The following is a 12,833-nucleotide window of genomic DNA, read 5'->3' as shown; positions in this document are numbered from 1 at the left end:
GGAGACCCCCAATGGCCTTGGACATCATTGTTGTAATGATCTACACCGTCGGCATGCTCGGGCTGGGCTGGTATGGCATGCGGCGCGCTAGAACCCACGAAGACTACCTCGTGGCCGGGCGCAACCTCGGCCCGACCCTGTACATGGGCACCATGGCCACCACCGTGCTCGGCGGCGCCTCCACCGTCGGCACCGTGCGCCTGGGCTACGTCCACGGCATTTCCGGCTTCTGGCTGTGTGCCGCCCTGGGCCTGGGCATCATCGCCCTCAACCTGTTCCTGGCCAAACCCCTGCTGCGCCTGAAGATCTTCACCGTGACCCAGGTGCTGGAGCGCCGCTACAACCCCATGGCCCGCCAGGCCAGCGCGGCGATCATGCTGGCCTATGCGCTGATGATCGGCGTCACCTCGACCCTGGCCATGGCAACCGTGCTGCAAGTGCTGCTCGACCTGCCCTTCTGGGCGTCGCTGCTGCTCGGCGGCGGTGTGGTGGTGATCTACTCGACCATTGGTGGCATGTGGTCGCTGACCCTCACCGACATCGTCCAGTTCGTGATCAAGACCGTTGGCCTGATGTTCATCCTGCTGCCCATCTGCCTGTACAAGGCCGGTGGCTGGGATACCCTGGTGGCCAAGTTGCCGGCGGCCAGCTTCAGCTGGACCACCATCGGCTGGGACACCATCATCACCTACTTCCTGATCTACTTCTTCGGCATCCTGATCGGCCAGGACATCTGGCAGCGAGTATTCACTGCCCGTGACGAAAAGGTCTGCCAGCGCGCCGGCACCACCGCCGGTGTGTACTGCGTGCTGTACGGCCTGGCGTGCGCCCTGATCGGCATGTCCGCCCATGTGCTGATGCCGGACCTGGCCAACCCGAACAATGCCTTTGCCGAGATGATCAAGGGCCAGTTGCCGGAAGGCATTCGTGGCCTGCTGATGGCAGCCGCGCTGGCGGCCATGATGTCGACCGCCAGTGCTGGCTTGCTGGCAGCCTCGACCACCCTGACCGAAGACCTGCTGCCCAAGCTGCGTGGCGGCAAGCAGTCGAGCCTGGGCGTCAGCCGCCTGTTCACCCTGATCACCGGCCTGGTGGTGCTGGGCATCGCCATGGCGGTGAACGATGTGATCAGCGCCCTGACCCTGGCCTACAACCTGCTGGTCGGCGGTATGCTGATCCCGCTGATCGGGGCGATCTTCTGGAAGCGTGCAACCACCGCAGGCGCCATCGCCAGCATGTCGCTGGGCTTTGCCACCGCACTGTTCTTCATGTTCAAGGACGGGCTGGATGCCAACACGCCGATCTACTACAGCCTGGCGGTTGGCCTGGTGAGCTTCGTGCTGGTGAGCGTGCTGTCGCGCAAGCCGCTGGGTGAAGTGAAGCTGGCCTGATCAGGCCATAACAGCAGAAACAACAAGGCCGCGGCATCGGACAGATGCTGCGGCCTTTTGCATTTCAGCGACGACGCGGCTGGCGCTTGCGCTGCTCTTCATCAGTCGGGATCGGCACCGGCTGCAAAGGTGGTGGAATCAGCCCCAAGGCGACGGCCAGGTCGTGGAGCCAGTTGAACATTGGGTTTTTCATAATGCCCCCTTGACGGGTCAGCCTCACGGCAAATTCAATCTTGCGATGTTTCATACAGATCATAGTCCGATGTCCTGTACTACGCATGCTCTTGTTCCTACAGATATGGTCTAGATTGACGCGGATCAAGCGGAAACGGCGCATTCCGACGACTGGTTAATCGTTTCGGTTTGTTGCAGATCGATCCAGGCCTGCAAATTCGCCCCGCGCATGCCCTGGCGCCACATCAACCAGGTTTCTGCGTGATCGAAGGGTGAATGCAACCGATGCGCGCTGACTCGATCACGCCCAGGCAGGCTGTCGAGCATCGATTGCGCCATCAAGGCTACGCCCGCACCCGCAATCACGCAGGCCAGCATGCTCTGGTACGACTCGATTTCCATCACCCGCCCCATCGGCGTGTGGTCATGGGCATACCAGGCCTCCAGGCGCATACGGTAGGAACAGCCCTGGCGGAAGGTGAACACCGCCTTGCCGGCCACGTCCCTGGCACTGCGCACCGCCGGGTGTTCCGGGCTGGTGATCAAGACCAGCACTTCATCGCACAGCGGCACACCATCCAGCCCGGCCAGGCTTGGCGGGCCGTCCACCAGTGCGGCATCCAGGCGATGGCTGAGCAGGCCTTCCAGCAGGTCGCCGCTGGGGGCTGCCTGTACCTGCAGGTTCACCGCCGGGTATTGCTGGTGGTAGCGCGCCAACAGCGCCGGCAAGTGGATGGCGGCAGTGCTGTACATGGTGCCCAGCACGAAATCGCCGGCCGGCTGGCCGCCCTGCACCGCCGCTACCGCTTCATCACGCAGCGCCGACAGGCGGTTGGCGTAATCCAGCAGCACCTTGCCAGCGGGTGACAGCTGCAAGCGCTGACGTTCGCGCAGGAACAATTCCACCCCCAGTTGCTCTTCGAGCTGGCGCAGGCGCGTCGACAGGTTCGACGGCACCCGATGCAGCCGCTCGGCGGCGCGGGTCACCGAACCTTCCTCGGCCACGGCCTGGAAGATGCGCAGTTGGCTGAACTCCATGACATTCTCCAAAACAGAACAACTTGATCATCATTATTCAATTTTATTGAAAGTCAATCCGCCCTAACCTGCCATCCATCGCATCGATTCGCGCAGGAGAGTCCTCATGTCGCCGCTCGTACAATTGCTGGCCAGCGCCGTGGCCCTGATGATGGCCATGGGCATTGGCCGCTTCGCCCTCACCCCGCAACTGCCGCAACTGATCGCCGAAGGGCAGTTCGACCTGACTGCCGCCGGGCTGGTCGCGGCAGCCAACTACCTGGGTTACTTCCTAGGCGCCGTGGACGCCATGTACGCCCGTCGGCCCAACCAGGTGAAACTGCGCCTGCACGGCGGCCTGTGGCTGTGCGTGCTGCTGACGTTGGCTTCCTGGGCTGCCGACGGCTTCTGGAGCCACCTGCTGCTGCGCTTCGGCACGGGCGTGGCCAGTGCCTGGGTACTGGTGATGATCACCAGCCTCAGCCAGCAAGTGGCCAATGCCCACAACCGCCAACGCTTTGGGGCGATGGTGTTCGCCGGGCCTGGGTTGGGCATTGCGCTGACCGGTTTGCTGGCACTGGCTGCGCATTTGCTGGGGCTTGGCTCGGCGGCACTCTGGCTGATCTATGCCGTTGCAGCGCTGGTCATGCTGCTGGCCGTGCGCCCCTGGCTGCCTCGCGCCCTGCAGCCTGCCGTGCTGCCCACTGCCGCGCAGCAGGGCCCAACCCGTAGCGTCGGTATCGGTCGCCTCGGTTTGGTCTATGCCTTGTATGGCGTGGGTTACATCCTGCCGGCCACCTTCCTGTCGCAGATGGCCAACCAGCAGTTTCGCGGCCACTGGATGGCTGACCTGTTCTGGCCAGCGTTCGGCCTGGCAGCCGCGCTGGGTGTGGTACTGGTGAGCCTGCGCCGGGCGGGCCGCACTTCGACCTGGCTGACTGTCACCCTTTGGCTGCAAGGGTTGGGCGTACTGGCTTGCCTGATGGGGGGTGGCGTTGGCCTGGCCCTGGGCGTGGTGCTGTGCGGCGGGCCCTTCCTGGCGTGCATGCAGCTGGTGATGCAGCGCTCGCGGGAACTGGCGCCGCATGCCACCCAACGCAATGCCGGGCTGCTGACCGCGTGCTTTGCGTTGGGGCAGTTGAGCGGGCCGTTGCTGGCGGCGCTGAGCAACCACTACAGCGGGAGTTTGCAGCCGGCGCTGGTGCTGGCGGCAGTGGGCCTGGGGGTAGCGGGTGCGCTGGTGCTGACCAGTGGCCGCAGCCTCCAAGCGTGCCAGGCTGAACCTCAGAGCGCCGCTTAACCGACAAACTTGCGCAGTTGCTGCTTCACCCATGGCTCGGCACTGACCAGGATCACCCCCAGCAGCACCATCACCGCCCCAAGCACAAAGTTCAGACTCAACGGCTCACCCAGCAGTACGACGCCGAACGTCACACCGAACAACGGAGTGATGAAGGAAAACACCGCCAGGTTGGAGGCCAGGTACTTACGCAGCAACCAGAACCAGGTGAGGTAACTGACGAACGACACGACGATCCCCTGGAACAGCACGCTGCCCACCGCCAGCGGCGTCAATGTCACATCGCCAATCTGCCCGCTGACCAGGGCGATCAGCAGCAATCCGGCAAAGCCTACAGCCAGTTGATAGAACAAGGTCAGGGTCGCCGGAGCTTCCGAAAGGCGCGAGCCACGCACCACCACCGTGGTCGCGCCCCAGGCGAGCCCGGCGAGCACGCCAAAGGCGTCGCCGAGCAACATTCGTCCATCCATGTCAGCGAACGACAGGCCGCCGGCAAAGGCCACGGCTATCCCGCCGAACGCCAGCAGGATACCCAGCCACTGCAACCACCGCAGCCGCTCGCTGGGCAGCATGAAGTGCAGGCCCAGCGCAGTGAAAACGGGTGCGGTATAGAGGAACACCGACATGTGCGCTGCCGAGGTCAACTTCAGGCCCTCGGCGATGAACAGGAACTCCAGGCCGAACAGCGCTCCGGCCACGAGCCCCGCCCGCCAGGTGCTGCCCACCTGTTCCCAGCCACCGCGCCAGCAGATCATCAGCCCCACCAGCACCGCGGCGATGCAGTTACGCAGGGCCGCCTGCATCACCGGCGCGATGTCCACCGCCGCCGTCTTGATCAGCACCTGCTGGCAGCCCCAGATCAGGCACAGGCCCAGCATCACCTGGAAGGCAAAGGCGTCGGGGTTCTTGCGGGCCGCGCTCATGGGCGGGCCTTTTGGGTGGTCGAGGGCATCGGCAAGGGCTCGGCAGTGGTCAAGGAATACCGATTATCGGGTTTCCCGGCCCGCCCTTGCCAGCCTCAAAACGACCTCAAGCGATCTGTGCCTTGGCCGAGACCTGCTCGAAGGTGGTTTCATCCAGTGCGTCTTCTTGTTCATCCAGCACTTGGCGCGGGTGCTCGAAGCCGGGGATGCTGCTGTCGATCAGGCTGAGCAAGCGCGAACCACGCTCGGTGAGCACGAAGTTTTCGCCATTGCCGCCATCCTCCGGCGGCCGAGTTTCTATGAAACCGCGCTCGAACAGCAGCTTCTCGTATTCGCACGCACGGGTCTTCAAGTGGTCCAGGTCACCCACTGGCTGGCCCTTGGCGGCCAGCGCCGCAGCGTGCTGCTCGGCATAGGGGCGTGGCGTGAAGCTGTGACCGGCGCCGTTCTGCACTTCGTGCAGCAAACGCTCGATCAGGTCCCAGTCGTAGGTGCTGCTCATGGAGATGGCCTCCTGCTGTGGACGAAGGGGGGATACACAGGTTGGGACCTGTTGGCAGGCGGGAGTGTTCCAAAAGTTATCTAGACACGAACGTTCCGAATTGGACTACGGCTAAGTCCGCAACGGGAGTGGGCTGAAACAAGGTCGCTCACACCGTGTATCAGGTGGCAAAAGGTAGAAACTATTTGCTGTATCCCACGAATGTATTTTATAAACTACATTCGCCCGATGAAAAAAATCGAATCCAGCAGTTTCAGAAAATGGGTGGTCGGGCTTCGAGATGCCAATGCCAGGTTCAGGATCATCTCTCGCATCAACCGTCTCGTTGAAGGTTTGCCCGGCGATGTCTTGCCCGTTGGCCACGGCGTTAGTGAACTCAGGATTCACTATGGTCCGGGTTACCGGGTGTACTTTCACCAATCGGGCGATACTTGGGTGATCCTGCTCTGTGGTGGAGACAAGAGCAGCCAACAAAGAGACATCAGGGCTGCCCACCAGATTCTGCGTTCGTGGAGGATGCAAAATGACTGAACAATTCTTCGAATTCGATCCAGCGGATTACCTCACCACACCTGAGGCCATAGCGCATTTCATGACAGATGCATTGGAGACAGGCGATGCTGGCTATGTTGCAAAAGCCGTAGGCGTCGTGGCACGGGCCAAGGGCATGAGTGAGTTGGCAAAAGAGACTGGCCTTTCACGTGAACAGCTTTATCGCTCGTTCAGCGAGCACGGCAACCCTACACTGAAATCTTTTCTGGCAGTGATGAAGGCTCTGGGTATCGACATGGCTGCAAAACCGCATCTGGCCCATTGATGCTTCAACCCTCAATACTCTGCTTGAGGGCGAGACTAGAGGGCACCCAGTGGGATAGCCGTCGGTCGTTGGCGCTGAACCAACCATCGAATGCGGGCCTCCACCGGGCAACACCACCGCCGGAGGTAGGAAGGATGAAACCGCTGCTGAGGATCGCCTGTGCCACCGCCCTGTGCTGCGCACTGCCCGCCTGGGCTTGCACGCCGGAAGAAGCGACGCAGAAACGCGAAGAGCTGGCTGGGTTGGTCAGTCAGCTGACCGAGCAGAACCCGCAGAAGGCCAAGGAGATAAATGACGAGCTCCAGGGGATGGAGCTGGGGACGGCGAGTAGGGATTTGCCGGACAAGTGTCAGTTGATCGACAAGCGGATCAAGGAGTTGAAGGAGGCAGGGAAGAAGGCTGAGTGAGTAATCATCACGTGGAAAAAACGAACCTCGCATGCAGAGCAGCGGCGAGGCCTCTGGTCTTACTCAACGGAGGCTTCGCCTGATTTATCGTTGTGTAGAAAAAGCTGCATCATCGTCCATCAAGCGGGGAATAGGGATATAAACTGCTTCTACTTTGGCTTCTTTATCATCTTTCGCATCCGGAGCATATAGACCTAATTCCAAACCATCGGCAAGCAGCTTCAGACCAGAACCATCCTCCTCGAATTCGTAATGAGCATTGAGGCCTTGCAGCGCCCTTTCCACCTCACGCACTGAAGCGCCAAGAATTGACTGACCTCGAAACTCAAATCTAGCCTCTGGCTCGTACAACTGCACGCCTGTCACGTAATCATTCTTGTCATACCATGCCTGCAGCAAAACGCCGCCGAAGGCATCAGTCGAATTTTCGGAAAATGTGGTTTTGGCAAATATCCTATACGGCAGTCCTAGCCTTGCTCTTACGTCGTTGCGCGCGCGAATTCCCGCAAAAACCTGCAGCCCGTTTCGGGCGCAGTATGTAAATTTCATAAGTTCAACCCTTGATAGAATCCTTGGGATCGAGGTGTTTCTGCGTACCTTAACATTTGTTCGATAGCAGCATCGTACTGGCGAGCCGAGGAGGGAGCGCAATAAATATACGCATAGGTATAGCCGCCGGTCGTTGTGGCCGGACCAACCGCCGTATGTTGGCCTCAATCGGCAACACCACCGCCGGAGGCGGAAAGGATAAAGCCGCTGCTGAGGATCGCCTGTGCCACCGCCCTGTGCTGCGCCCAAGTGTCAGTTCGACAAGCGGATCAAGAACTGAGAAAGGTGGATCACAAAGCTGGTTAACGGACCACCGCCCATGCCGACCGGGCCGGTGAACAGTACCGGTCGAATGGATACCCTTAAAAGGCGCGGCAAAAAGCACGCGCTAAACCAAGGATGCTCCGCTACTCGAGCATGAGAGTAAACTTCCAGAGCCGTCCATCTTGAGAAAATTCAGCATGGAACGCCACGCCAACTTTTTCATAGCGTAGCCAAGGCCGGATATAGCCCAACAGACCATCCATCTTGTCCCCACCGTGTGCATTCGGCTTCCCCAGAGCTTTTACAAGCTTATCTCGCGTCCAAAGATGAGCAGGCAAATCGAGCACTTCCCCTGTAAATCGAGAGTAGCCTTCGTGACGCTGTACGAAAAGATGAATCTGATTGAGACGTCGGGCACGGAAACCCAACTCAATCCCATTTTTTAGAAATTTTTGATAAACCGTCCTATCCTCGAGATCGTCACGAACTGACGGTGACATGCTTACCTGCGGCTTTTCACCAAGTGCACTGACCAGACTCACAAAAACTTGGTCATCCTGCCCCTTACCCACTAAGCCAAGCAGTACCACCCATTCCATCAATCACCCCTGCCTGGCGGTTCCAGAACATGCTTGCCTTGCTGCCTAGTATGAATGTTTCTGGCAACGGTGCTCAGACAGCCACTATGCCTTATGTACCTATGCATTACCAACATAAACGCGATTATCTAGCAAACTCATAATCCAAGGCTCAGACGAGGAATAAAAAAATACACCCACTCTTGGACCATCAGAAAAAGCAAATGAAGGGTCTATCGGCTGATCGTCGACGAGCCATGCAATATCGACAACTGAAAAACCCGTTGACGGCAACGAAGGTCGAAACGAAATCCGTTGCCCACTTCGCCTCTACCTCGGGTTGCTCGCATACCCCTTGAGCATCGCCAACGTCTGTTCAGGGGTGTACTGCTTGCTGGCCCCCTCGACTACAGGAACGTCGCCCACCGCTTGCGCCGCATCGTAATCGGCAGCCATCGGTGTCAGCGCCCTGGCCAGGTTGTCCATGGTCACGGCATAGATCACCAGGCCTTGCTTGGTCAGTACTTCCTGCCACTGCCTGTCGGTTTAGTAGGCGAATGCCTGGGCCATGCGCTGCTCGGCCTCGGCGGGGCTGATGCCGGCCGCGTCGGCCAGTGCCTGCGCCTCCGTCTTGATCAGGCGCGTTTCATCGTAAGCGATCCTTAAACCTCACCCGTTACATCAAGGACGGGGAAATCAGGTATTCGAGTCGGGCACCTGCCCCGCTTGAGTCTTTAACCCGAACAACTGGTCAGCTAACTGTCGGCCTCGCTCCAACCCCTCCGCCGTCAACCAGATGGATTTGTTTCTATTAACTGGATCACTGATGAAACCCCGTTCATGCAGTCTATTCATGATCTCGAAGTCAAATCCTTTCCACGCGTTACCCTTGTCGGAGCTATAGGCTGCCAACAAGGCAAGCACTGCGTTTTCAATCAGTTTTTCGTCGTATTCCATGGTCGTTACCCCGCTCTTGTCATTCAAGCGCGTCGCAGGCTCCATCTGACCCACAATGGGGGAGCACTTAACTATGTATATTAGGCGTGCAATTCCACGGCAGCAGCGCTTGGTAGTCTTCCACGGCGGACGCCTGCGGCAGGAGTGCCAGCGCGTGGCGCAGCCACGCATAGAGTTCTTGGCCGTTGGCTTTGGCCGTCTCGACCAGGCTGTAAAGTTGCGCACTGGCCGTCGCCCCTCTGGGCGTGTCACTGAACAACCAGTTCTTTCTGCCGATAACAAACGGGCGGATCGCACGCTCGGCTGCGTTGTTGTCGATCGGTAAGCAGCCGTGCTCGATGTAGCGTTCCAACTTGCTCCAGTTGCTGGCTAAGTAGCCAATGGCCTTGCCCAAGGCATTCTGCGTCCTGACCTGAGGTTGCGTTTTCTCTACCCAGCTTTTCAGTTGAGCCAGCAATGGCAGGCTGCGCTCCATGCGGGCAGCCTTACGATCTTCATCGCTGCCGTCCTTAAGGTCGCGCTCGATGCCATACTGCTTGTTGATCAAATTCAGGGCGATGTCTGCGCGCCCGGTTTTACCCTTGGGCTGCACTTTCTGCACTTCGACGAACCTGCGGCGTGCGTGCGCCCAGCAGCCCAACCGCTCCACGCCATCCTGTGCAGCCAACGCGTTGTAACCGGCGTAGTCGTCCGTCATGACATAGCCGCGATAGCCTTCCAGCAGGCGCGTCGGCACCTCCTGCGCTCGGCTGGTGGTGGTCTTCGGGCATGGAAATCATGCCGCGGATTATACCGAATCAGGCGACGTATCGAGGCGTCAAAACCTGATGCGGACGGTTGCGCCAGAGGTCGAAGCCGTCGAGTAGCCAGTTCAGTTCCTGAACGGTCAGCACGATGGCCACGACAGTCAGATCGGGTGAGGTTTTGAACCGTTCGGAGTCGAGGCGTTTGGGCCAGAGGCAGAAGCCGTTGCATTCCCAGTACAAGATCTTCACGCGGTTGCGCGGCTTGTTGAGGAAGACGAAAAGCACCGGGTCGAACACCGCCACTTTGATATCGAGTTCGACCAGCGCAGCCAGGCCATCGATGGACTTTCGGAAGTCGACGGGCTTGGGGTAGAGAAAGACTTTTTCGACTTTGGCGTCGGGGCGCATCATCTTCGGCAGGCTCCAGAAAGAAATCGGGCAACTGCCCAAGAGCCAGCAGAAATTTGTTGCGCAGATGCTCGATGCCCTGATCGCTCAGGCCACGACCAAGGCGAGCAGCGAAGGAAGGGAAACTTTGCAGTAAGCAGATAAAACAACACCGGCACAGGGCCGGTGTCAGGTATGCATGCATATTTTTGTTAGCTATGGTTCGTAATCTTCAAATTCCCATGCCCCGATACGAGATAGTTTTTGGGCTACATCCCAAAACTCCTTTCCCGAGCAACCATCAACGTAGTTTGAAATTTCTTTGACTATCAGATCCTTGTCGTATTCAAAAACGATCAGCATATGTCGCCCCCACACAGCCCCCTGGGAGCAATACTTGTTTTTAATCCAGTCGGGAGTACATACAAGTATCTGAAACAGATGCCCGCCCTCTTGATCATCAGGTCCAATTTGAACTGTCAGCCATATCCCAAAGATTTTTTCGTCATCGGGCCAATATTGATCAAAACCAATGGCATCGTTCAGGTCGATTGATTTTATGACTGCCTTCATTAGTTCGTAACACTCAAGTGGCCATTACCAACAACTTTTCCGTCTTGCAACGTCTGAAAATTAGCCTGCACCCCTGTTGGATTATATTGAGCAGGAGTATTAGGTTTTGCCGTTGGGGGTCTATACACACGGGCTCCATCGGCACTAATTAAGCCTCCAGGAACACCCGAAATAGGTCTAGCACCGTCACCAACCCATATCTGACCGAGGCTGTCAGCCTCAGCGGCGGAACCAGTACCTATGGAGAAATTCGGATTTCTCGTTCCGCTGCCGTTCACAGCAGCAGCTAACCTTGAGTCCTGGGCCGCAATATTGCTCAGATTTTCTCGTATCAGTTGATCCTTCAGCTTTGGATACAAGGCCGCATTTTCAGCGCCGGAGCTAACAGCTCCCCCTTTTGCACCACTGCTACCTTCCGCAGCCACCCCGCGCCGCACTTTCCCGCTTCATGAGCGACTCGGCGACCTGCCCAAGCTTAGCAGCACCGTTGACGGCAACAAAAGTCGAAACGAAATCCGTTGCCCACTTCGCCTCTACCTCGGCTGCCTTCCCGGGCTCACCTTGCAGCCGGAAGAGCCGTGCCTGGATGTCGGCATTCTGCTCGGCCTGCAGGAACGCCTTGACCACATCCTGCGGGTTGCTCGCAGACTTGATCAGTTCATGCAAGACGCCAGTGGTGGTACCTTCCGGGTTCGTCACCAGGCCTTCGCCCAGCCCGTACAGGCCTTTGATCTGTTCCACCACGGAGTCGGCAATGCCCTTCCCCGCGCCCAGCACCTGGGCATCTGGGTCGAGCTTGCCGAAATTCAGGTTGCGGTTGTAGTAGTCCTCATTCTCCTTGCCCGCCAGCAGGTACTCACCGTACATCTTGTTGTCGTTGAAGTAGCCGCTATGGTTGCTCGCATACGTGAGCGCCATCTGAACGCGACCACGCTCATCAGAGACATGGCTCGGATCGCTGTAGCTATAAGCAGTGTCGTTGTCCGACACCAGATTGATGTCGCCCTTCTTGTCGATCAACCCCGCGCGCAACTCCACGTCGTTGTCGGCATTGGTTTCTGCAACACAGAAACGGCAAGAGCTGGCCGGGTTGCTCAGCCAGTTGACCGAACAGAACCCGCAGAAGGCCAAGGAAATCAACGATGAGCTCCAACGGATGGAGCTGGGGACGGCGAGCAATGATTCGCCGGAAAAATGTCAGTTGATCGGAAAGCGGATCAAGGCGTAGAGAGAGACTGATCACAAAGATGATTAACGTACCACCGTGCATGCCGACCGGGCTGGTAAGCATTACCGGTCGAAGGACGCTCTTTTAAGTGCCGCAAAAAGCACGCACTAAACCAAGGATGCTCCGCTACTCAAGCATGAGCGTAAACTTCCAGAGCCGCCCATCTTTACAGATTGGCTCGACGACAGCCATGAGCATCACCAGCGAAGAACGTGAATTTTCATCCCCTTGGGCGAACGCATGCCCGCCTGCGCAAAGAACACGGCAACACCCAGACCCAACTGGCCGAAAGGCTGTGCATGTTCCAGCAGACCATCCAAACCTATGAATCCGGCAACCGGCGTATCTAGGTGGCAGCGTTGCCAGAGCTGGCCCGGTTGCTTTCGGCCACACTAGAAGAGCTTTTTTGGTCAGCAGCAGGAAACCACTGCGCGTAAGCGTGACCCGGCTCCGAAATGACAACAGCAACTGGAAGCCATCGACCAACTGCCGAAGAGTCAACAGAAATTTTTTGCGCAGATGCTCGATACCCTGATCGCTCAGGCCACGTCCAAAGCAAGAGCGCAGGAAGGTAGATTTTGCAGCAAGCAGATAAAAAACACCGGCACGAGGCCGGCGTAGCTAAATAATCCTATTGATTAGGACTGGTAATCATCAAACTCCCAGGAAAATACCTTCCCTAGCTTTATCACGATTGCTTCCCAGCTATCACCCTCGCAGCGATTCACATATTCATGAATCAATCCATTAATAGTCGGAAAATCATATTCTCGAACAATTAATAGACCTCTACCCCAACGAGGCTCCCACATTGTCTCTTCTAACCACTTTGGATTGCAGATGAAAAGCTCAAAATCATCTGCGCCTTGTGTACAATCAAGACCAATTCGAATACGAAGACTTAAAGAAAATCTGTCCAGATTCTCAGGAACGTAGGTCTCAACATCAAAAATATCATTAGAAATACCTTTTACAACAGCACGCATCATTCCTCCTAGTCAGCCACATCCAGATGGCCGT

At 57.9% G+C, this 12,833-nt stretch carries 19 protein-coding genes and 1 pseudogene; 6 read left to right on the top strand and 14 right to left on the bottom strand.

Translation table 11 applies throughout. The features are described 5' to 3' along the window. The first annotated feature begins 11 nt into the window (after positions 1 to 11). On the top strand, positions 12 to 1,391 hold the full coding sequence (locus HU738_RS17655; protein WP_176507913.1) for a sodium:solute symporter family protein: 1,380 nt from the start codon (positions 12 to 14) through the stop codon (positions 1,389 to 1,391). A 64-nt stretch (positions 1,392 to 1,455) separates the two neighbouring features. On the opposite strand, the gene HU738_RS26160 is transcribed toward HU738_RS17655, so the two are convergent. Both HU738_RS26160 and ptrR read right to left on the bottom strand, forming a co-directional pair. Beyond that, on the bottom strand, positions 1,456 to 1,584 hold the full coding sequence (locus HU738_RS26160) for a PA1414 family protein (protein WP_302468944.1): 129 nt from the start codon (positions 1,582 to 1,584) through the stop codon (positions 1,456 to 1,458). A 125-nt stretch (positions 1,585 to 1,709) separates the two neighbouring features. Next, the gene (gene ptrR, locus HU738_RS17650; RefSeq protein WP_099815964.1) at positions 1,710 to 2,603 is read right to left on the bottom strand and encodes a putrescine utilization regulator PtrR; all 894 of its coding nucleotides are present in this window, start codon (positions 2,601 to 2,603) and stop codon (positions 1,710 to 1,712) included. A 106-nt stretch (positions 2,604 to 2,709) separates the two neighbouring features. Between ptrR and HU738_RS17645 the strand changes: the two genes are divergently transcribed. Continuing rightward, the gene (locus HU738_RS17645) at positions 2,710 to 3,882 is read left to right on the top strand and encodes an MFS transporter (protein ID WP_186603694.1); all 1,173 of its coding nucleotides are present in this window, start codon (positions 2,710 to 2,712) and stop codon (positions 3,880 to 3,882) included. On the opposite strand, the gene HU738_RS17640 is transcribed toward HU738_RS17645, so the two are convergent. Continuing rightward, the gene (locus tag HU738_RS17640) at positions 3,879 to 4,805 is read right to left on the bottom strand and encodes a DMT family transporter (protein ID WP_176507910.1); all 927 of its coding nucleotides are present in this window, start codon (positions 4,803 to 4,805) and stop codon (positions 3,879 to 3,881) included. The genes HU738_RS17645 and HU738_RS17640 overlap by 4 nt on opposite strands. A 106-nt stretch (positions 4,806 to 4,911) precedes the next feature. After that, positions 4,912 to 5,307, bottom strand: coding sequence for a transcriptional regulator (locus HU738_RS17635; RefSeq protein WP_176507909.1), 396 nt, complete (start codon positions 5,305 to 5,307; stop codon positions 4,912 to 4,914). Between the two features lie 228 nt (positions 5,308 to 5,535). On the opposite strand from HU738_RS17635, the gene HU738_RS17630 reads away from it, so the two are divergent. The 3 genes from HU738_RS17630 to HU738_RS17620 all read left to right on the top strand — a co-directional run bounded on the left by HU738_RS17630 (position 5,536) and on the right by HU738_RS17620 (position 6,531). Next, entirely contained in the window at positions 5,536 to 5,838 is a 303-nt protein-coding gene (locus tag HU738_RS17630; RefSeq protein WP_186603693.1) for a type II toxin-antitoxin system RelE/ParE family toxin, read from the top strand. Beyond that, a complete protein-coding gene (locus tag HU738_RS17625) occupies positions 5,831 to 6,124 on the top strand; it encodes an addiction module antidote protein (protein ID WP_186603692.1) in 294 nt (97 codons plus the stop codon). The genes HU738_RS17630 and HU738_RS17625 overlap by 8 nt, the downstream gene beginning before the upstream one ends. 134 nt (positions 6,125 to 6,258) lie before the next feature. Continuing rightward, positions 6,259 to 6,531 (top strand): hypothetical protein, encoded by a 273-nt coding sequence (locus HU738_RS17620; protein ID WP_186603691.1) that lies wholly within the window; start codon positions 6,259 to 6,261, stop codon positions 6,529 to 6,531. 84 nt (positions 6,532 to 6,615) lie between these two features. Here HU738_RS17620 and HU738_RS17615 read toward each other — a convergent pair whose 3' ends face one another. From HU738_RS17615 to HU738_RS17575, 9 genes and pseudogenes are all read right to left on the bottom strand, one after another. Beyond that, positions 6,616 to 7,080: a hypothetical protein gene (locus HU738_RS17615; protein WP_186603690.1), complete on the bottom strand. Its 465-nt coding sequence runs from the start codon at positions 7,078 to 7,080 to the stop codon at positions 6,616 to 6,618. 407 nt (positions 7,081 to 7,487) lie between these two features. Beyond that, a complete protein-coding gene (locus HU738_RS17610; RefSeq protein WP_186603689.1) occupies positions 7,488 to 7,943 on the bottom strand; it encodes a DUF6392 family protein in 456 nt (151 codons plus the stop codon). Positions 7,944 to 8,252: 309 nt separating this feature from the next. Then, entirely contained in the window at positions 8,253 to 8,426 is a 174-nt protein-coding gene (locus tag HU738_RS17605) for a hypothetical protein (protein ID WP_186603688.1), read from the bottom strand. A 192-nt stretch (positions 8,427 to 8,618) separates the two neighbouring features. Then, a complete protein-coding gene (locus HU738_RS17600; protein ID WP_186603687.1) occupies positions 8,619 to 8,879 on the bottom strand; it encodes a DUF6429 family protein in 261 nt (86 codons plus the stop codon). Positions 8,880 to 8,946: 67 nt separating this feature from the next. Further along, positions 8,947 to 9,636, bottom strand: a pseudogene (tnpC, locus tag HU738_RS17595) (IS66 family transposase); the annotation flags it as partial. A 40-nt stretch (positions 9,637 to 9,676) separates the two neighbouring features. Then, positions 9,677 to 10,036, bottom strand: coding sequence for an IS66 family insertion sequence element accessory protein TnpB (tnpB, locus tag HU738_RS17590; RefSeq protein WP_225923489.1), 360 nt, complete (start codon positions 10,034 to 10,036; stop codon positions 9,677 to 9,679). Between the two features lie 192 nt (positions 10,037 to 10,228). Beyond that, positions 10,229 to 10,585 (bottom strand): immunity 8 family protein, encoded by a 357-nt coding sequence (locus tag HU738_RS17585; protein WP_176507896.1) that lies wholly within the window; start codon positions 10,583 to 10,585, stop codon positions 10,229 to 10,231. Continuing rightward, positions 10,585 to 11,010: a hypothetical protein gene (locus HU738_RS17580; protein ID WP_186603686.1), complete on the bottom strand. Its 426-nt coding sequence runs from the start codon at positions 11,008 to 11,010 to the stop codon at positions 10,585 to 10,587. The genes HU738_RS17585 and HU738_RS17580 overlap by 1 nt, the downstream gene beginning before the upstream one ends. Then, positions 10,994 to 11,725 carry a hypothetical protein gene (locus HU738_RS17575; RefSeq protein ID WP_367616175.1) on the bottom strand — a complete coding sequence of 244 codons (732 nt, stop codon included), beginning with the start codon at positions 11,723 to 11,725 and terminating at the stop codon, positions 10,994 to 10,996. The genes HU738_RS17580 and HU738_RS17575 overlap by 17 nt, the downstream gene beginning before the upstream one ends. A 369-nt stretch (positions 11,726 to 12,094) precedes the next feature. Here HU738_RS17575 and HU738_RS26210 point away from each other — a divergent pair, with 369 nt between their 5' ends. Next, positions 12,095 to 12,163: a hypothetical protein gene (locus tag HU738_RS26210; protein WP_367616174.1), complete on the top strand. Its 69-nt coding sequence runs from the start codon at positions 12,095 to 12,097 to the stop codon at positions 12,161 to 12,163. A gap of 288 nt (positions 12,164 to 12,451) precedes the next feature. On the opposite strand, the gene HU738_RS17560 is transcribed toward HU738_RS26210, so the two are convergent. Continuing rightward, complete coding sequence (locus HU738_RS17560) at positions 12,452 to 12,799, bottom strand: immunity 8 family protein (protein WP_186603682.1); 348 nt, start codon at positions 12,797 to 12,799, stop codon at positions 12,452 to 12,454. Between the last annotated feature and the right edge of the window lie 34 nt (positions 12,800 to 12,833).

Origin of the sequence: Pseudomonas vlassakiae, from assembly GCF_014269035.2 — a bacterium.
Classification (GTDB): domain Bacteria; phylum Pseudomonadota; class Gammaproteobacteria; order Pseudomonadales; family Pseudomonadaceae; genus Aquipseudomonas; species Aquipseudomonas vlassakiae.
Note: the sequence above shows the minus strand (reverse complement) of the source record. Positions and strands in the feature narration are given on the sequence as shown.

Coding starts and splice junctions, on each gene's coding strand:
- HU738_RS17600 (WP_186603687.1), bottom strand. CDS start 8,879: ATGGAATACGACGAAAAACTGATTGAAAACGCAGTGCTTGCCTTGTTG.
- HU738_RS17610 (WP_186603689.1), bottom strand. CDS start 7,943: ATGGAATGGGTGGTACTGCTTGGCTTAGTGGGTAAGGGGCAGGATGAC.
- HU738_RS26160 (WP_302468944.1), bottom strand. CDS start 1,584: ATGAAAAACCCAATGTTCAACTGGCTCCACGACCTGGCCGTCGCCTTG.
- HU738_RS17620 (WP_186603691.1), top strand. CDS start 6,259: ATGAAACCGCTGCTGAGGATCGCCTGTGCCACCGCCCTGTGCTGCGCA.
- HU738_RS17630 (WP_186603693.1), top strand. CDS start 5,536: ATGAAAAAAATCGAATCCAGCAGTTTCAGAAAATGGGTGGTCGGGCTT.
- HU738_RS17615 (WP_186603690.1), bottom strand. CDS start 7,080: ATGAAATTTACATACTGCGCCCGAAACGGGCTGCAGGTTTTTGCGGGA.
- tnpB (WP_225923489.1), bottom strand. CDS start 10,036: ATGATGCGCCCCGACGCCAAAGTCGAAAAAGTCTTTCTCTACCCCAAG.
- ptrR (WP_099815964.1), bottom strand. CDS start 2,603: ATGGAGTTCAGCCAACTGCGCATCTTCCAGGCCGTGGCCGAGGAAGGT.
- HU738_RS17560 (WP_186603682.1), bottom strand. CDS start 12,799: ATGCGTGCTGTTGTAAAAGGTATTTCTAATGATATTTTTGATGTTGAG.
- HU738_RS17585 (WP_176507896.1), bottom strand. CDS start 10,585: ATGAAGGCAGTCATAAAATCAATCGACCTGAACGATGCCATTGGTTTT.
- HU738_RS17625 (WP_186603692.1), top strand. CDS start 5,831: ATGACTGAACAATTCTTCGAATTCGATCCAGCGGATTACCTCACCACA.
- HU738_RS17655 (WP_176507913.1), top strand. CDS start 12: ATGGCCTTGGACATCATTGTTGTAATGATCTACACCGTCGGCATGCTC.
- HU738_RS17645 (WP_186603694.1), top strand. CDS start 2,710: ATGTCGCCGCTCGTACAATTGCTGGCCAGCGCCGTGGCCCTGATGATG.
- HU738_RS17640 (WP_176507910.1), bottom strand. CDS start 4,805: ATGAGCGCGGCCCGCAAGAACCCCGACGCCTTTGCCTTCCAGGTGATG.
- HU738_RS17635 (WP_176507909.1), bottom strand. CDS start 5,307: ATGAGCAGCACCTACGACTGGGACCTGATCGAGCGTTTGCTGCACGAA.